This window comes from Acinetobacter sp. TW_SC_4 (assembly GCF_054861205.1).
Map to the genome: position 1 here is coordinate 2,962,263 of NZ_CM142174.1, position 17,647 is coordinate 2,979,909.

Here is a 17,647-nt window from a genome sequence, read left to right on the forward strand (position 1 = left end):
ATATATGTGATGTTTAATGTGTCATTTTCAAGCGATGACACAAAATTCATCCGAACTGTCATCCAAAGTGAAACAGGTTATGCCCAGACCGCCGTATTTATAAGCAACCCAATATGGTGTGATTGCTAAAAGCTATAAGTCGCCTGAACTAACTATGCTATGCTCGACAGGTTCAATCTCGAGATGATCCAAGATGACAAGTTCCCAATCCGGTATTCATGTTGTGCAACCTGCCACCTCTAGCCATAGCCAGTCTGAGCGTGACCGTTTGATTGGGAAACCGCGTTTTCATTTTGAACCTCAGACTGTGATGCAGTTGCTAGGGAACGGATCATCGGTCAGGATGCCGCCTTAAATGAAATTGAAAAAATGCTGCATGTGGTCAAGGCTGACTTTTCCAGTCCAGAACGTCCGCTTTCGGTTACCTTAATGCTTGGCCCGACCGGTGTCGGCAAGACTGAGACGGTACGCCTGATTGCCGAAGCGATTTATGGCCGTCCAGATGCTTTCTGCCGGATTGATATGAATACTTTAGCGCAGGAACATTATGCAGCTGCCCTGACCGGCGCGCCTCCGGGTTATGTGGGCTCTAAAGAAGGCCATAGCCTGTTTGATGAAACCGCTATTGCCGGAAGCCATACCCGCCCCGGCATCATGCTATTTGATGAACTGGAAAAAGCCAGTACTGAAGTAATTCGTGGCCTGATGAATGTACTGGATACCGGCCGACTGACGTTGACTGCTGGTACCAAAACCATCGATTTTCGTAACTGCATGATTTTTATGACCAGTAATGTCGGTGCACAGGCCGCGCAACAATATCTGGAAAAACTCAGCTATCTGCCGCAGAAAATGCAGCAATTGTGTCTAAAAAAAGTACCGACCCAGCAGATCATTGAAAAAGTCATGCAGCGCAAGTTTGATCCAGAGTTCCTGAACCGGATTGACCGTACCTTGCACTATCAGGCCATCCAAAATGATGTCCTGCCACGACTGGTTGAGATTGAGCTGGATAAATTAAATCAACGTCTACAACACCAGAAACGACAGATTCACCTCACTGATGCAGCCAAGGCTCATTTTTATCAAGGCCATGACATCCGTTATGGAGCCCGTCATCTGGGCCGAAAAATACGGACTGAACTGGAACCAATCTTAGCGATTTATTTCCTGAACCATCCAGAACAACTGCAACTCCATCTGGACTGCATTAATGGTCAATTGCTAGTTCAGCCTCAATCATCCAATTCCAATTAAACTGTTTGATGCGCTCGAATCGCCTGAATCAATGCATCCGGGTCTTTAGGTGAAATCAGGACATATTTTTGCCGATCTGCCAATGTATAGCTGACTTTTAAACGCTTGAAAGACAAAGCAGGTGCAATTTCTGAGTGATCTGTAGGCTGGATATTTTGAATCGAACCAAGTGGAATTTGCCAGCTCAGCCATAGGCTTTTAATGGTCAATTGCCCATCTTGGACGATATAACGGGTACTCCAAACCGGCCACCAGACCAAGATGATTGTGAGTATATAAACTGCGGTATGTACCGGATATTGAGCCATCGTCCCTTTGGCCTGCATGGTCAGTAGTAATTGCAATAACAAACCGCTCATACAAATCAAGAATGCCAGCAGCCACCAGTCTTTTTTGGAACGAAATACACGCATCATCTTCCCCCTATTTTGTTTTATCTTACACAAAATCAGAATGATGTGGTGAATCTCTATAAGTAATAAAAAACGCCCTGAGGGGCGTTCTATATTTTGTTTTGCAGCTTAGGCAAACAGATAAGGACGAACAAAGATCAGGAAGAAAATACCTAGCATCAGGAACCATTTCAGGAAATAGTACAGCTGGCGGTTTTGTGCTTTTAAAGCCTTAGCCTTGACACGAAGTTGATAAACATAACCAAAGACCTTGTTTAAGCCACCGGTCTGATCTCCGACTTCATTCGGTGAACTGGCTGCCGTCATTACCTTTTTGCCAAACCAGTGATTAAAGCGTTCCATCCAGCGGGTTTTTAAAGGTCGCTCGACATCTGCAAAGAAAATGATCCGGTTCTGGTCAGTCTTGTTTTCGGCATAGTGGATATAAGTTTCATCAAATACCACGCTCTCGCCGTCGCGCCAGGAATAACGCTGACCATCGACATCGATAAAGCAGCGGTCATCATTCGGGGTCATTAAGCCCAAGTGATAACGCAATGAACCGGCATACGGGTCACGATGACGGACCAGACGGCTGTCAGGTGCCAGCTCGGTAAACATGGCCGCCTTAATCGTTGGCAAGGTTTTGAGCAAGGCGGTAGTTTTTGGGCAGAGTTCTGCTGCAGAGGGATGCGCCGAGTCATACCATTTTAAATAGAAGCGTTTCCAGCCCGTCTTAAAAAATGAGTTAAACCCTAGGTCATCATATTTACTCGAAGCCTTGATCCCACCTTTCTGATAGAGCGCCTGTGCTTCGTCACGAATCATTTCCCAGTTTTCATCCAGCACTTTTAGGTCTTTAAAATGCTGCGTATCGATATAAGGCTGATTCGGTACGCGTGAAAAGGCGTACATCAGAAAATTGATCGGTGCAAACAGGGTCGAATGGTCAAAAAACTGGCGATAAAAAGAATGCCGAACTGTGCCACGTCGCTGAATATATAACGCTGAGATGACAAAGATGGCCAAAATAATCCACTTAAACATATCAATACCCAAAAAGAACGGGGAAAAAATAAAAAAGTCACATCTGAGCCGCATTATAACAAAGCTGCTTTTGCTCTCCCTACCCGCTTGTAGAACACAGCGTTGCATACATTTTCTTACATCCATAGCGGCTGATTTGAATCTCAATTGACTATTTTGACCAAAACACCACACAACAAACATTCCCTATCTGGTCAATTTGCGTTATAAAAACACCGCGACAGCAATAAAAAAGTGAAATTGAAACAATAACTTCATTACACTGCGATAACGGTTCACTGTATTCCTGATATGACAACACCTTGATTGAGCGATAAAAATTGATGACCCTTGCGTCACGGCTTGATACAACTTGTGTTGTTCTTTTTGGATATAGTTATCGTAAGATTAGCGAAGTAAAAAAGTGCGCGGGAAATGCGCGCTTGCTTCACAACATCAACTTAGAAGTCCTCCAAAATAAAGGAGATCAGGGCATGATCCACGCTGGCAATGCCATTACCGTCCAAATGCTTGAGGACGGAATTGCAGAATTCCGCTTTGACTTACAAGGTGAGTCGGTTAACAAATTCAACCGTGCAACGATTGAAGATTTCAAGGCTGCGATTGACGCAGTTTCCGCTGCTGACATTCAGGGTTTAATCGTGACTTCAGGTAAGTCTACATTTATTGTAGGTGCTGACATTACTGAATTCGGCGATAACTTTGCTCAAGGCGAACAGGCAATTGTTGACTGGGCACTACCAGTTCATGAAATTTTTAACAGCTTCGAAGACCTGGACATTCCTAAAGTTGCCGCGATTAACGGTATGGCACTAGGTGGCGGTTTCGAGATGTGCTTAGTCTGTGACTACCGTGTGATGTCAGAACAGGCGCAAGTCGGCCTGCCTGAAATCAAACTTGGTATCTTCCCTGGTTTCGGTGGTACGGTTCGTTTAAGCCGTCTGATCGGTATCGACAATGCAGTTGAATGGATGGCCATGGCTACTCCGAAAAAACCGGCTGCTGCACTGAAAGATGGTGCGGTTGATGCGGTTGTTGCTGCAGACAAACTGAAAGATGCTGCGATTGACCTGGTGAAACAGGCGATTCACGGCCGTTTAGACTGGCAGGCAAAACGCCAGGAAAAACTGGATCCAATCAAGCTGAACATGCTTGAGCAAATGATGGCGTTCAATACGGCGAAAGGTGCGGTTCTTGCAAAAGCAAACCCTGCTCAATACCCAGCGCCTAAACTATTGCTTGATTCTCTTCAGGCAGGTGCAAGCTTACACCGCGATGAAGCGCTTAAAGTTGAAGCTCAAGGCTTTGCGAAAGCTGCGGTAACTCCACAAGCGGGTGCGTTAATCGGTCTGTTCCTGAACGACCAGGTGGTGAAGAAAACTTCTAAGAAATATGAACAAGGTGCACATCCAGTGAACCAGGCTGCCGTTCTAGGCGCAGGAATCATGGGTGGTGGTATTGCTTACCAGGCGGCAAGCAAAGGCACTCCAATCATCATGAAAGACATCGGTAACCAGCAACTTGCACTGGGTATGTCTGAAGCAAACAAACTGCTGACCAAGCAGGTTGAACGCAAGAAGATGAAGCCGGCGCAAATGGGTGAAACCCTTGCCCGCATCCGTCCTACTTTAAGCTATGACGAGTTTAAAGAAGTCGACATCGTGATCGAAGCAGTAACTGAAAACCCGAAAGTGAAAGGCATCGTACTGAAAGAAACTGAATCCAAAGTACGTGAAAACACGATTATTGCGTCTAACACATCTACGATTTCAATCACGCGTCTGGCTGAAAATCTGGAACGTCCTGAAAACTTCGTCGGTATGCACTTCTTTAACCCGGTACACATGATGCCACTGGTAGAAGTGATTCGTGGTGAGAAGACTTCTGCTGAAGCGATTGCAACGACTGTTGTTCTTGCTCAGAAAATGGGTAAAACACCAATCGTGGTCAATGACTGTCCGGGCTTCCTGGTAAACCGCGTACTGTTCCCTTACTTCGGTGCATTTGACCTGTTACTGAAAGATGGTGCTGACTTCCAGCAAATTGACAAAGTGATGGAAAAATTCGGCTGGCCTATGGGTCCTGCTTACCTGATGGACGTGGTTGGTATCGATACTGGCGTTCACGGTGCAGAAGTCATGGCTGAAGGCTTCCCGGATCGTATGAAACCTGATTTCAAAGGTTCAATCCAAGTAATGTACGAAAACAACCGTCTGGGTCAAAAGAATGACGTTGGTTTCTACAAATACGAACTTGACCGTAAAGGCAAAAAAGCCAAAGTGGTTGATCCAACTGCATACGAGCTTGTGGCATCTGTTGCAACTGCTGAAAAACGCGAATTTGATCCTCAAGAGATCATTGACCGTATGATGCTGGCTTTCTGTAACGAAACTGTTCGTTGCCTGGAAGACAACATTGTTGCAACTCCAGCTGAAGCAGATATGGCGATGATCATGGGTGTAGGTTTCCCTCCATTCCGTGGCGGTCCATGCCGTTATATCGACCAGACTGGTGTAGCTGAGTATGTTGCACTTTGCGACAAATACGCGCACTTAGGTAAGGCTTATGAAGCGCCGCAATCATTGCGCGACATGGCTGCTAACAACAAAAAATTCTACGGTTAAGGAGTGACGTGAATGGCTACTTTAAATCCACGTGACGTTGTGATTGTTGATGGCGTACGTACTGCCATGGGCAAATCGAAAAACGGTATGTTCCGCAATGTACGTGCCGACAGCATGTCAGCTGAACTTATCCGTGCGTTGATGGTTCGTAACGAATTTGACCCGAATGAAGTTGAAGATGTGATCTGGGGCTGTGTGAACCAGACTCTGGAACAAGGGATGAACATTGCGCGTAATATCGCATTGTTAGCTGATCTTCCTAAGACTGTTGCAGGTCAAACGGTTAACCGTCTGTGTGGTTCTTCTATGCAGGCAATCCACACTGCGGCTGCACAGATCGCGACTAACCAGGGTGATATCTTCATCATCGGTGGTGTAGAGCATATGGGCCACGTAGGCATGATGCACGGCATCGACCTGAACCCTGCTGCATCTAAGCACTATGCAAAAGCATCAAATATGATGGGCCTGACTGCTGAAATGCTGGGTCGCATGAACGGCATTACTCGTGAAGAACAGGATGCGTTTGGTGTAGAATCTCACCGCCGTGCCTGGGCTGCGACTGAAAATGGTATGTTCCAGAATGAAATCGTAGGCATTGAAGGTCATAATGCTGACGGTTACAAAGTTCTGTGCGATATCGATGAAGTGATCCGTCCGGATGCGAACCTTGAATCGTTCAAATCTTTGCGTCCAGTCTTCGATCCGAAAGGCGGTACAGTAACTGCAGCAACTTCTTCAGCCTTGTCTGATGGTGCATCTGCAATGTTGCTAATGTCTGCTGAACGTGCTCAAGCTTTAGGTCTTAAGCCACGTGCTGTAATTCGCTCTATGGCGGTTGCAGGCTGTGATGCTGCGATCATGGGTTATGGTCCGGTTCCGGCAACACAAAAAGCGTTGAAACGCGCTGGCCTGTCAATTGCTGATATTCAAACCTTTGAATTGAACGAAGCATTTGCAGCACAAGGTCTGTCTGTTCTTAAAGGCTTAGGCATTTATGATAAGCAAGACATCGTGAACCATAACGGTGGCGCGATTGCATTGGGTCACCCATTGGGTTGTTCTGGTGCGCGTATCACAACAACATTGTTAAACGTGATGGAACAGCAAGATACACAAATCGGTCTTGCGACGATGTGTATCGGCCTAGGTCAAGGTATTGCAACAGTGATCGAACGTGTTTAATTCTTAAATACTTCGAGATAAAAAACCCCGCTTATTGCGGGGTTTTCTTTAGGTTTTTTGATCAGTAGTTATTGTGCGATACAAATCTTTTATATGCATTTAATATGTGTACAGATTTTCTATTTAATTCTGTTTTTGCTTCTTCTATTGGAAGCCCATCTAATTTTAACAATTTTTTTAAAGGTTCTATTAATCCCTCTATAACACTGTTCAATTCAGCTGAGAACTCAAATTCAAGTTCATAAATACATTCTGTAATCTCTTGATATGGCATAGGGTAAAAAGTTTCCCCAGTACTATTATCAATCATATTTATTTCATTACATAAAAAAAGAAACGACTGCAGAATTTGCTGTTGCAGTTCTGCAGTCATTTCAAGTGGTATTAAATGTGATTCTATTAATTCATTAAGAGTAAGAAGCTTTATGGATGTATTATTCACAAAAATTTAACCAATTAGTTCTTCGATATCAGTACTTTCAAGACGTAGTTCTTCTTCTGAATATACAATATTTTTTTCGCCTTTTTTAATATTAGGCTCAGCTCTGATCCAAGATTTTTCCTTATGAGTAAGATTAACTAACTCAAAAGCTTCTTTTTCCACTAAGTTTTGAATTATAAAATCTAGTCTATCTCTTTGCTCAGTACTCAAATTTAAAATATTGGGGTTAAAATCATCGCGCTCAAAGCGGAAACCATTTTCATCATTAATTAGTCGGACAGAAGTTTCTGGTGTACTAATTCGGTTGAATCCATACGAACGAAAACTATTATAAACACTAGGAACTACCGGCCCATATTGCCACTTTTCGATTTTATCCTCAAAAAGTGGAATACCTTTCTTCAAAAAATCACAATAAATATAATAAAGAATTTTTTGAAGTTTAACGTGAGTAAAACTAGTATTTGGAAATTTCTGATTCACATACCAAATAATATAGTTAGCAAAGTTTAGAGCATTCATGTCATACCTCCACTAAATTACCCATAATTAATTTACGCCGTATTATAGATCTCTTTCATAAATCAAAAAACGATCTTCTTTTTGGTTAATATTTGCACTCCGGATTTCTTGGCATTCGTGCATAATCTGCGGATGAAATACATCGATTCAAACAAGCTTTCTGATCTTCAGTTCAAGCGATACACAGGCATCTCATGGTCAACTTTCTATTTGATGGTTGAGCAATTGCAAAAGCATGTCTCTGCCAAAGGCAGACCGCCCAAGTTAAGCCTGGAGGATCAGGTTCTGCTCTGTCTGAGCTATTGGCGGGAATACCGAACCTTATTTCACGTTGCGACGAGTTACGGGGTTTCAGAGCCTACAGCCTCAAGAATTGTCCGTCATATTGAAGACTGCCTGATTCGGTCCAATCTGTTTAATTTACCCAAAGATTTACCCGAGGGCGAAGGCATCGACTGGAATGTTGTGATCGTGGATGCCACGGAAATTCCAATCCAAAGGCCTAAAAAAACAGAAGAAAAGCTATAGCGGCAAGAAAAAGACGCATACCTTTAAAGTACAGGCCATGATTCACTACAAAACTCAGCAAATTCTGAGTTTATGTACCAGTCGCGGTGCAGTGCATGATTTCGAGTTGTTCAAACGCAATTTAAACCAGATTCCTTCAGGAGCCTTTGTTCTTGCGGATAAAGGCTATCAGGGGATTTATGTGTTGTATCCGAATAGCCTGTTGCCCTTAAAAGCCAAAAGACACTGTAAATTGGATCCTGAATTGAAAATCTATAATCAAGAAATCAATAAAAGAAGAATCGGAATTGAGCATGTATTTGGCAGCCTGAAAACCTTCAAAATCCTTGCTGAGCGTTATCGAAATAGAGGTAAAAGGCTTGGTTTGAGATTCAATTTAATCGCTGGAATCTACAACTTGGAACTGAGCAAAAATGATTTATGAAAGAGGTCTTATCTATGTTTTTATATTTTTATAAAGAGAAAATAACTTTTTCCTTAGTTTCTTTTTAACATGTGCGACCCAGCTTGTCACTCTCATTTTACATCTCCACTATTAATCAAAATTATAAGTAGAAATATATGTTATCCCTTTGTAATTTTAGTTGAATATTCAACCAATAAAATAATATTTATTAATCACTTAAATTTCATACGTGTATGATCAAGCCTCTTTTTTCCTATTTCCTTAAAAGGGTTTATATGAACATGCTTAAAACAATGATCGCAACTGCAATCGTAGCGACTTCTGCATCTGCAATGGCAACTGAAGCTCAAGTTGCGCCAGCAACTGTTGTAACCAAAACAACCCAAACTATTGCTAAAGAAACTGCTGCACCTGTACAAGCGAAAGTTGAAGCTGCTCAAGCGACTGTTGCTGCAACTCAACAAGCGGCTGAAACTAAAGCTGAAGCAGTAAAAACAGAAGCAACGACTCAAGTAGAAATGGCTCAAGCTACAGCAGAACAACACGTTGAAGCTGCGCAAACTGAAGCAGTAGAAACCAAAGATACGGCTGCTGAAAAAGCAGAAGTAAAAGCCGAGAAAAAAGGCTGGTTCTCTTGGTTTAAAAAAGCAGCTTAAGATTTTTTAAGCATAAAAAAAGATGTCCGGGTGACATCTTTTTTTATTTTTGGCTCTCTCTGATTTAAAGCCAAAAATCTAAAAACTGTATAAATCTCTTATTCGACTTTTTGGGCTAGCATAGTCGCAAAATGCTGCTTGATCCGGTTGCCCTGTTCATCTACACGATGTAATTCACCTACATTTTCATTGTATTTCACCAGATTCCAGCCTTTATAATAGGCACTAAGCTGTCCCGGCTTAAAACTAAACGGAAAGTCTGGCTGTACCGGAATATCATCGGTATCCATCGCACAGACAATCAGGTTATAACCGCCCGGCACTGTCGCCTGCTGCATCTGTGCAATAAGAGGTGGAATGGTATCGGCCTGTAGGAACATCATCACTACCGTACAGCAGATAAAGTCATATTGGCCCTGAATACTTGGGTCAAGATTTAAATCTCGTTGCTGAACCTGAATATTCCCGATTTCTTCGGCCTGAATGATCTGTCTTAAGGTCTGCAGACTATTTTCATTCACATCCCAGGCATCAACTTCAAAACCGTTCTGGCTCAAATACAGCGAATTGCGGCCTGAACCACAACCGACATCCAGCGCACGGCCACCCTTTAAATACGGCATAGCCGCCAGAATTTCCGAATGAGTCGGGCTTAGCTGATATTTTTTGCTGAAGTAATTCTCAGGTTTGCAGTAAAAACGCAGCTGACATTCTGCATCTTCACTGGCAGAAATAATCTTATGCCATACCTGTGGTTCAATAAACGGTGGTTGCTGCTCTGGCGTAAATACATGTTCAGACTGTATATGACCTGACTGATCCAGCATGGCAAAATGCAGCTCACCTTTAAGAACGGTCAGCTTTGCCCAAGTCCCCGCTTTGGTATTATGTGGCTGCTTGAACCCTTGTGGAATAGCTTGCTGTGACCAGACCGGAAATTCTTTATAACATCTCAGTTGTTGCATAAAAGCTTGTGCTCCCTATCTTCTCTTTCCGTCTGCAAGTATGCTTCTGGATATTCATTTTTCTCAAGCATAGTTGGTTCTATTACAGATGAGAACTGGTACATCTTTGATGTAAGCAATGCAGTAAGACTGATCGATCTAGCAAGAAAACCTCAATACAATTTAGCGCATAAAAATCCATAAGACCCTTATATTTAGAGTTTGTTCTCTGCTTCTTTAAGAGCCTGCTGATCCACTTGAGTCATTTGCTGGTTAAGCTGCACTATTTCCTGATAGAGCTTATTGAATTGCTTTAAGGGTGCATCTTCATAGAACATAAAGGTCTGGTTTTTCTTTTCCCATTTATTGTTTTTCAGCACCAGAAATAACTGGTCTGCTTTGGCCAGACTCTGTTTCTCAATTTCAAAAATTGCATGGGCATTATCCTGCTGCTGATTGGCTTTCAGATTATCTGCCAGCTGCTGACGATAACGGCTTTTAATGTCCAGCTGTTTCACCTGCTCTAACTGCTGGGTTGCCCGCTGTTGAATTATCTGTTCATAGCCATCGACAATTTCATGCACACGCTTCAGCATGGCTTCGGTTTCTTTATAGTCTTGAGCCTGATCTTTGGCTAAGCGGTCAATATCCAGAAAACGATCCCAGTCCGCTGCTTTGAGGTCACGTAAATACTGATTGCGAGCCTCGGCACGATCACGCATCTGACCCAAAATAAACTGAGCCATCACAGCATAATCCCCGTCCAGGCGATTATCTTCCAGATCAATCTGAATCGGTTTAGACCAATCCTGTGCCTGCTGCAAAATAGATCCGGTTTTTTCTTCCAGTACCGTTTCATATTCCTGCAAATCGGCCTGCTGTTTTTGCTCTACAGAATTTTGATAAAATAACCAGATCAAAATTACCAGTACCACTCCAGCGATAATCATAAAAACACGGGGCATCTACACGCTCCAGGTCTGTCATCCAGATCTTATTGATTTTTTACACTATGCTTATTTTTCCAGCATAATTCAAGACATAGAACTTTTCACATTTGTGAATGTGCTTTCTCAATACTGAAAAATGAATCCAGTAAAAAGCCTGAAGAAAGGAAATAAGTTTTTAACCCACCCTTTCTCCATGACGTGATCTGGCTATACCGAAACTGACTGACCTGATCAGCCTGGCCCACCGGATTGTGTGCTAGCGCGAACCAAAAGGCAGACTGAGCTCAAGCCGATTCGGATCAAACTGTTCCCGGACGATCTGGACATTGGTGGCATTCCGGTCAATACCGAAAGGTTGCAGAATTACATAGATTCCGTTTCTTGGATCTGAAGACTGCAAGCCTTGCGCTACTGCCAGTACATATTCTCGGAACACAGTAGGCAAACTGTCCAGATCAGGATTAGGCGCTGCTGCCCCTATGTCAATATTTGCAACAACATCACCATCGACACTATAAGCTTGGATATCGCGTTCAATTTTCATCAGGCGCATCTGCAAAGCCTTACGCTGGCTGGCACCTTCCTGATAAGGCGTGATTTCCGTCACAGCACGCATTTCAGGCTCTGCCATGACAGTTAAGGTGGGAAGTACCGTTGTTTCAGAATGAGCAGGAGTTGCGTGACTCAATATAGGGAGAGTAAAAGCAGTACAGGTCAGCATCAGGCCCAAGCTTTGAATGGATTTTAGGAGATTCATCTTATTACCCCTCGGTTGGAAAAGGGAAAGCGTCAGATTAAATCTTACAAGTAATACAGCTTCTTATTGTTAAGTTTGATAAACGGTCAATCGAACCCATTACACCCTGATAAAACCAACCATCAAATCAGGAACAAAGCTCCTAAAAAACATAAATTAATCAAAGGTTAAATTTAAAAAAAGCAAAAATCCCCGGTTTGCGGGGATCGATCTGCATTACTGGCTCGTCCTTTAAGGAGATCTTGGAAATTGTGCTACAGGGGATGGATTGTTGTAGTTTTCTAATAAGCCCAGATTCACCTTGTCCAGATTGATCTGTAATTGAAGGCCACGCCCTGGCTGCATGCTGCTGCTACGATCGATCCCGACATTCTCCAGCAGTGTATACAGCCCTTGGGTTGGATCACTAGATTGTAAGCCTTGGGCGATGGTCATCACATACTGTTGCAGTGCAGGTGACAGTAGACTCAAATCTGGAGCTTGGGTCGGCTTGATATCGAGGTTTGCCAGCACATTTGGATTGACCATGAAATTCTCTGCATCCTTGGTTCCTCGGATTACCTGATGCTGCAAGGCAAGACGATTGGCTTCATTCTCAATAAATGGAACATAGCCAGTTTCATTACTCATTTCAGGTTCAGCCATAATGGTCATCGTCGGCAAGGATAAGCACCGGTTTCTGTTCTTCCGCGTGTACTCCTATGCTCAATGTACCTAACAGAATCCCAAATAAAGATGTTTTTATACTATTCATGGGCTTTCCCCTACTTCAAATTTCACAACCTGAATGCCTTCATCGGTTGCTAAAGTCTGTATTTAATCTAGTTATCTATTAGATTACCTTGATTATTTAGAGAACTCATTCCTGTTCAGATGGATGGCAAAACAAGTTAATTCTTGGGCTGAATCAAAAATTACAGGCAAAAAAAAACCTCAAACAATGTTTGAGGTTTTTTCGAATATGGTGGCGAGACCCAGGATCGAACTGGGGACACACGGATTTTCAATCCGTTGCTCTACCAACTGAGCTATCACGCCGATGCGGTGTATTAAGCCGTATCTGGACACATTAGTCAATCAAAATTATGAAAAAAAAGATTGAGTGTCTGAATTTTGGCCTAAAAAAAAATCCCTGATGGGATCAGGGATTGAAAACTTTAAAATCGTTTTGAATATGGTGGCGAGACCCAGGATCGAACTGGGGACACACGGATTTTCAATCCGTTGCTCTACCAACTGAGCTATCACGCCGATGTCGCGTATTAAACAGTTTCAGCTCTTAATCGTCAAGTACATAACGTATAAAAATCACCAAATGTTTACTTTTCCATCGATTTGCATGTTTATACAGCAATATTTTTCAATATTCTCAGCAAATACCTGACTAATAAAACAAATTGAATCTGTTATTTACAAAAAAAGCAGCCCGAAGGCTGCTTGAAATTTATCTGTATTTAAATTTTTTCAAGATTTGCCAGACAGCGGTGAATGGCCCCACATCCCGGTACGAATGCTTTTACTCCTTTTTCCTCTTCCATTCGGCATGCCTCACTCACCAGCCTTTCTGCAACCCCGCGTCCACGGTTGGCCGGATGCACCACAATATTTTCCAGGGTTCGGCTTTCGCCTTGTCCCGTGCACCAGATGGCGCCGATGATTTTGGTGTTAAATTCTGCGGTATAAAGTAAGGTATACTGTGCAAGGTTTTGCTCTAGATGTTCAATGGCATCTGCCCCATCACTAAATTCAGGGCTAGTGTCATACAGTCGCTCAAGCTGGCTGCGCACTTCGTCGTTTTCTAGAGAAGTATAAGCATGTACGGTAATAGGCATTGATAAACCCTCCTGAGCAATCTAATATGCGGTGACGTCGTCACGGCGAAAATATTTTCTACATCAATCATTTTGACGTATTTGAGGAACGTGTCTATGACAGATCGTATCAGTGAAGTGGTAAGAAATACCAACGAAACCAAAATTCGAGTTCGTTTGAACCTCGATGGTACTGGTCAAGGCACTTTAAACACTGGTATTCCATTTTTAGATCATATGATTGATCAAATCAAGCGACATGGGCTGTTTGATATTGATATTCATTGTGATGGAGATCTGGAAATTGATGACCATCATACCGTAGAAGACTGTGGTATTACCTTAGGTCAAGCGTTCGCTCAGGCTTTGGGTGATAAAAAAGGCTTACGTCGTTATGGACACTTCTATGCGCCGCTTGATGAATCTTTAAGCCGTGTGGTGGTGGATCTGTCTGGTCGTCCGGGTCTGTTTATGGACATTCCATTTACCCGCGCCATGATTGGCCGTTTTGATGTAGACCTGTTCTCTGAGTTTTTCCAGGGCTTTGTCAACCACTCGCTGATGACTGTACACATTGACAACTTAAAAGGTAAAAACAGTCACCACCAGATCGAAAGTGTATTTAAGGCATTTGCCCGTGCACTGCGTATGGCATGTGAAGTTGATCCACGTGCTGCGAATACTGTTGCTTCAACCAAAGGTACCTTGTAATGACCCGTATTGCCCTTCTTGACTATGGCATGGGAAACCTACACTCAGCAGCCAAAGCACTTGAACACGTCGGTGCAACGGTAGATGTAACCAATGATCCAAAACTGATCGCCCAAGCCGACAAAATCGTTTTTCCGGGTGTGGGTGCGATGCGTGACTGTATGCAAGGCATGCATGAAGCCGGAATTGATGAAGTCGTGCGTAATGCCGTGTTCAACAAACCGGTGTTGGCCATCTGTGTCGGCATGCAGGCCCTGATGCGACGTTCCGAAGAAAATGGCGGTGCGGATGCGCTGGGTATTTTTGCAGGTGAAGTCAAACATTTCCCTGAAATGGCAGGTTTGAAAGTACCGCATATGGGCTGGAACCAGGTACATCAGGCCGATCCAAGCCATCCAATGTGGAAAGACATTGCTCAGGATGCACGTTTCTATTTCGTGCACAGTTACTATGTAGAACCGCAAGATCCAAGCATCGTGGCAGCGACCTGTAACTACGGTATTGATTTCTGTACTGCCCTGCATAAAGACAACCTGTTTGCGACTCAGTTCCATCCGGAGAAGAGCCATACTGCAGGCCTTCAATTGCTAAAAAACTTTGTGGATTGGAATATCTAATCCAATATATTCAAAAAGCTCGCATCATGCGGGCTTTTTTATGGGCTACAGTTTAAAATTTTATTTTTGAAAAATAATTCACATCCAAGCTTCCTTCTCTAAGGTATGCTCTATTCAACCTGAATATTCATCAATGGAAGATTCTTTAATCATGGATACACAGCCAAATGATGTCATACCGAGTAAAGAGACAATAGCGACTTTTCCACCTTTTCAAAATATCGCACCTGAAAATATTGTGGTGATTAACAGCATTCAGCAATGTGAAGCTCTACGTGAAGAACTTGAGCAGATTTCGGTCTTTGGTCTGGACACTGAGTCCAAACCGACTTTCAAGGTCGGTGAAGTTTCCACTGGTCCGCATTTGGTTCAGCTGGCCACTCTAGAAAAAGCTTACCTGTTTCAGATGAATGCTGCCATTTGGGATTTTCTGAAACCGATTTTTGCCAATCGAGACCAGATCAAAGTCGGTTTTGGCCTGAAAAATGATGCGCATCTCTTCCGTAAAAGAGGCATTGAGCTGAACAGTGTCATTGAACTGTCAAAGTGCTTTGGTGCGTTCGGCATTAAAAATCCTCTTGGATTAAAAAATGCGATGGCTTTGCTATTTCAGGTGAATTTTCCTAAATCGAAACGGGTTACGACATCGAACTGGGCGAAAAAACATCTCAGTCAGGCACAGATTGAATATGCGGCTGCAGATGCCTATGCACCTTTACTGGTCTTTGAAGAATTGCTGCACCGTGGCCTGAGTCCCAAGGAAGTTCCCAATACTTCACTAAAATTGAAAATTCGCCCGCATTCAAAAATTTGAATGAACAGAAGATCAGTTTTCTAGCGAAATATCATTTTGATATCAGACTCCCTCAGGAGTATTGCAAAGAATAAAAAATTGAAGAATAAAATCTTGTCACTCCAGCATATCTTCAGACAGGTTTTCTTTTTTCATACCGTTTAAGAGTTAGAAATTTCGACTTTATTTGCTAAGATGAACTCACTGAAATTCATTCTAAAGATTGAGCAAGGAGCGAAAGCATGCTGATCATCCCTGCAATTGACCTGAAAGATGGCAAATGTGTCCGTTTAAAACAAGGTCGTATGGAAGACGATACCGTATTTTCTGACGATCCAGTGGCAACAGCACAGCATTGGGTAAATGAAGGCGCTCGCCGCTTGCATTTAGTAGATTTAAATGGTGCTTTCGCAGGTACACCGATTCATAAGCCAGTGGTAGAAGCGATTGCTAAATCACAGCCAGAATTGCCTATCCAGATTGGTGGCGGGATCCGCTCACTGGAAACTATTGAGCACTATCTGGAAGCAGGCGTGTCTTTTGTGATTATTGGTACAAAAGCAGTACAAAATCCTGAATTTGTAGAAGAAGCATGCAAGAAATTTGCAGGCCATATTATTGTGGGTATTGATGCCATGAACGGCATGGTAGCCACTGATGGCTGGGCGAATGTCACTGATGTAAAAGCGACTGATCTGGCAAAACGTTTTGCGGATGCAGGCGTGTCTAGTATTGTTTATACCGATATTGCTCGTGACGGCATGATGCAGGGTGTCAACATCGAGCAAACCGTACATCTGGCACAATATTCAGGTCTGCCTGTGATTGCTTCAGGTGGTGTAACAAATATGGATGACGTGCGTAACCTGAAAGACCAGCCTGGTATTTTAGGTGCGATTACTGGTCGTGCGATCTATGAAGGCACTTTGAATCTGCGTGAAGCACAATTATTGCTGGATGAACAAGAAGCGCTATAATAGCGTCTGCTGAAAAAGAGGTCTGTGGACCTCTTTTTTATTGTTCAATTTTTTGATCCTCTCTCCCATGTCGACACCTGTTTCCCAAACTCCCTCTACTTGGAGAACGAAAGTTCCTCAACTTGCTCTGATCCTGATTACCATCATCTGGGGCGGCAGTTTTATCACCGTACAATATGGCCTGCATTTTAGCAGTCCCGTGATCTTCGTCGGGCTACGCTTTGCAGCGGCGGCAATTGCCGTTACCTTGCTTTCGCTGAAGCATCTGAAAGGCATAACACTCAAAGAAGTGGCAGCGGGTGCCCTCATCGGGGCGGTGATTGCAATCGGTTATGGAACACAAACGGTGGGTCTGCAAACGATTAGCAGTAGTGAATCGGCCTTTCTGACTGCACTATATGTTCCATTGGTGCCCCTACTACTCTGGCTGCTGTTCCGTAAGAAACCGCATTTTATGACCTGGATCGGGGCTCTATTTGCCTTTCTTGGTCTGGTGTTTTTGACGGGCAATGGCTTTGGTGCCATTCAGCTGAATTTTGGTCAGGCGCTGACTTTACTTGGTTCAATTGCCATTGCGCTTGAGATTATTTTTATCAGTCATTTTGCTCCAAAGGTGAATACCCGGCGTGTCACCGTGCTACAACTCATTTTTGCCTCGCTATTTTGTTTTCTGATGGCACCGATGCTGGGTGAAACTCAGTTACCTGACTTTCACTGGCATCTGGCAGGTATTTTGGTCGGCCTCGGTATTGTCAGTGCCTGTATTCAGCTGGTGATGAACTGGGCACAAGAAATGGTAGATCCTTCTCAAGCTGCGATCATTTATGCGGGTGAACCGATCTGGGCAAGTTTATTTGGACGTATGGCGGGAGAACGTTTGCCTGCGCTGGCACTTCTAGGCGGATTGATGGTGGTACTTGGGGTGATTGCCAGCGAATGGAAACCAAAATTTTTCAGAAAAGAAAAAATAGAAGAGTTGAAGGAAGATCTTTCCTAAGCTTATGAACTCCCCCTCTTAAAAAAGGGGG

The 17,647-nt window shown here is 43.4% G+C and carries 19 protein-coding genes, 2 tRNA genes and 1 pseudogene; 11 read left to right on the forward strand and 11 right to left on the reverse strand.

Going from position 1 to position 17,647, the window contains the following annotated elements; translation table 11 throughout:
* The first annotated feature begins 193 nt into the window (after positions 1–193).
* Positions 194–1,257, forward strand: a pseudogene (locus ACWM1W_RS14445) (AAA family ATPase).
* Here the strand turns inward: ACWM1W_RS14445 and ACWM1W_RS14450 are convergent.
* Both ACWM1W_RS14450 and lpxO read right to left on the reverse strand, forming a co-directional pair.
* Complete coding sequence (locus ACWM1W_RS14450; RefSeq protein WP_005232573.1) at positions 1,254–1,670, reverse strand: PH domain-containing protein; 417 nt, start codon at positions 1,668–1,670, stop codon at positions 1,254–1,256. The pseudogene ACWM1W_RS14445 and the gene ACWM1W_RS14450 overlap by 4 nt on opposite strands.
* 108 nt (positions 1,671–1,778) lie before the next feature.
* Positions 1,779–2,696, reverse strand: a complete 918-nt coding sequence (lpxO, locus tag ACWM1W_RS14455) for a lipid A hydroxylase LpxO (protein ID WP_034580362.1) — start codon at positions 2,694–2,696, stop codon at positions 1,779–1,781.
* A gap of 473 nt (positions 2,697–3,169) precedes the next feature.
* On the opposite strand from lpxO, the gene fadB reads away from it, so the two are divergent.
* Positions 3,170–5,320 (forward strand): fatty acid oxidation complex subunit alpha FadB, encoded by a 2,151-nt coding sequence (fadB, locus tag ACWM1W_RS14460; protein WP_005232577.1) that lies wholly within the window; start codon positions 3,170–3,172, stop codon positions 5,318–5,320.
* 12 nt (positions 5,321–5,332) lie between these two features.
* Positions 5,333–6,505, forward strand: coding sequence for an acetyl-CoA C-acyltransferase FadA (fadA, locus tag ACWM1W_RS14465; protein ID WP_005232579.1), 1,173 nt, complete (start codon positions 5,333–5,335; stop codon positions 6,503–6,505).
* 61 nt (positions 6,506–6,566) lie between these two features.
* Here fadA and ACWM1W_RS14470 read toward each other — a convergent pair whose 3' ends face one another.
* Together ACWM1W_RS14470 and ACWM1W_RS14475 are read right to left on the reverse strand one after the other, a co-directional pair.
* The gene (locus ACWM1W_RS14470) at positions 6,567–6,947 is read right to left on the reverse strand and encodes a hypothetical protein (RefSeq protein ID WP_158651683.1); all 381 of its coding nucleotides are present in this window, start codon (positions 6,945–6,947) and stop codon (positions 6,567–6,569) included.
* Positions 6,948–6,953: 6 nt separating this feature from the next.
* Positions 6,954–7,469, reverse strand: coding sequence for a Panacea domain-containing protein (locus tag ACWM1W_RS14475; RefSeq protein WP_005232581.1), 516 nt, complete (start codon positions 7,467–7,469; stop codon positions 6,954–6,956).
* A gap of 132 nt (positions 7,470–7,601) precedes the next feature.
* Between ACWM1W_RS14475 and ACWM1W_RS14480 the strand changes: the two genes are divergently transcribed.
* The 3 genes from ACWM1W_RS14480 (at position 7,602) to ACWM1W_RS14490 (ending at position 9,059) form a co-directional block, all read left to right on the forward strand.
* Positions 7,602–7,997, forward strand: coding sequence for a transposase family protein (locus ACWM1W_RS14480; RefSeq protein ID WP_081400878.1), 396 nt, complete (start codon positions 7,602–7,604; stop codon positions 7,995–7,997).
* The gene (locus ACWM1W_RS14485; protein WP_005232582.1) at positions 7,945–8,421 is read left to right on the forward strand and encodes an IS5/IS1182 family transposase; all 477 of its coding nucleotides are present in this window, start codon (positions 7,945–7,947) and stop codon (positions 8,419–8,421) included. The genes ACWM1W_RS14480 and ACWM1W_RS14485 overlap by 53 nt, the downstream gene beginning before the upstream one ends.
* 257 nt (positions 8,422–8,678) lie before the next feature.
* The gene (locus tag ACWM1W_RS14490; RefSeq protein ID WP_005232583.1) at positions 8,679–9,059 is read left to right on the forward strand and encodes a hypothetical protein; all 381 of its coding nucleotides are present in this window, start codon (positions 8,679–8,681) and stop codon (positions 9,057–9,059) included.
* Positions 9,060–9,157: 98 nt separating this feature from the next.
* Here ACWM1W_RS14490 and tehB read toward each other — a convergent pair whose 3' ends face one another.
* The 7 genes from tehB to ACWM1W_RS14525 form a co-directional block, all read right to left on the reverse strand.
* A complete protein-coding gene (tehB, locus tag ACWM1W_RS14495) occupies positions 9,158–10,024 on the reverse strand; it encodes an SAM-dependent methyltransferase TehB (RefSeq protein ID WP_005232584.1) in 867 nt (288 codons plus the stop codon).
* Positions 10,025–10,218: 194 nt separating this feature from the next.
* Positions 10,219–10,968 (reverse strand): hypothetical protein, encoded by a 750-nt coding sequence (locus tag ACWM1W_RS14500; protein WP_005232585.1) that lies wholly within the window; start codon positions 10,966–10,968, stop codon positions 10,219–10,221.
* 241 nt (positions 10,969–11,209) lie between these two features.
* Positions 11,210–11,710, reverse strand: coding sequence for a hypothetical protein (locus ACWM1W_RS14505; protein WP_005232586.1), 501 nt, complete (start codon positions 11,708–11,710; stop codon positions 11,210–11,212).
* Between the two features lie 231 nt (positions 11,711–11,941).
* The gene (locus ACWM1W_RS14510; protein WP_224213982.1) at positions 11,942–12,355 is read right to left on the reverse strand and encodes a hypothetical protein; all 414 of its coding nucleotides are present in this window, start codon (positions 12,353–12,355) and stop codon (positions 11,942–11,944) included.
* Positions 12,356–12,672: 317 nt separating this feature from the next.
* Positions 12,673–12,748 (reverse strand) — tRNA-Phe (locus ACWM1W_RS14515).
* A gap of 137 nt (positions 12,749–12,885) precedes the next feature.
* Positions 12,886–12,961 (reverse strand) — tRNA-Phe (locus ACWM1W_RS14520).
* Between the two features lie 203 nt (positions 12,962–13,164).
* Positions 13,165–13,542, reverse strand: coding sequence for a GNAT family N-acetyltransferase (locus tag ACWM1W_RS14525; protein WP_004781604.1), 378 nt, complete (start codon positions 13,540–13,542; stop codon positions 13,165–13,167).
* 96 nt (positions 13,543–13,638) lie between these two features.
* Between ACWM1W_RS14525 and hisB the strand changes: the two genes are divergently transcribed.
* The 5 genes from hisB to ACWM1W_RS14550 all read left to right on the forward strand — a co-directional run bounded on the left by hisB (position 13,639) and on the right by ACWM1W_RS14550 (position 17,616).
* Positions 13,639–14,232, forward strand: a complete 594-nt coding sequence (hisB, locus tag ACWM1W_RS14530; protein WP_005232589.1) for an imidazoleglycerol-phosphate dehydratase HisB — start codon at positions 13,639–13,641, stop codon at positions 14,230–14,232.
* Positions 14,232–14,849, forward strand: a complete 618-nt coding sequence (gene hisH / locus ACWM1W_RS14535) for an imidazole glycerol phosphate synthase subunit HisH (protein ID WP_005232590.1) — start codon at positions 14,232–14,234, stop codon at positions 14,847–14,849. Before hisB ends, hisH begins: the two co-directional genes overlap by 1 nt.
* 151 nt (positions 14,850–15,000) lie before the next feature.
* The gene (locus tag ACWM1W_RS14540; protein ID WP_034580436.1) at positions 15,001–15,663 is read left to right on the forward strand and encodes a 3'-5' exonuclease; all 663 of its coding nucleotides are present in this window, start codon (positions 15,001–15,003) and stop codon (positions 15,661–15,663) included.
* 221 nt (positions 15,664–15,884) lie between these two features.
* Positions 15,885–16,619 carry a 1-(5-phosphoribosyl)-5-[(5-phosphoribosylamino)methylideneamino]imidazole-4-carboxamide isomerase gene (gene hisA, locus ACWM1W_RS14545; protein ID WP_005232592.1) on the forward strand — a complete coding sequence of 245 codons (735 nt, stop codon included), beginning with the start codon at positions 15,885–15,887 and terminating at the stop codon, positions 16,617–16,619.
* A gap of 67 nt (positions 16,620–16,686) precedes the next feature.
* Positions 16,687–17,616, forward strand: a complete 930-nt coding sequence (locus ACWM1W_RS14550) for a DMT family transporter (protein ID WP_005232594.1) — start codon at positions 16,687–16,689, stop codon at positions 17,614–17,616.
* The last annotated feature ends 31 nt before the right edge of the window (positions 17,617–17,647 follow it).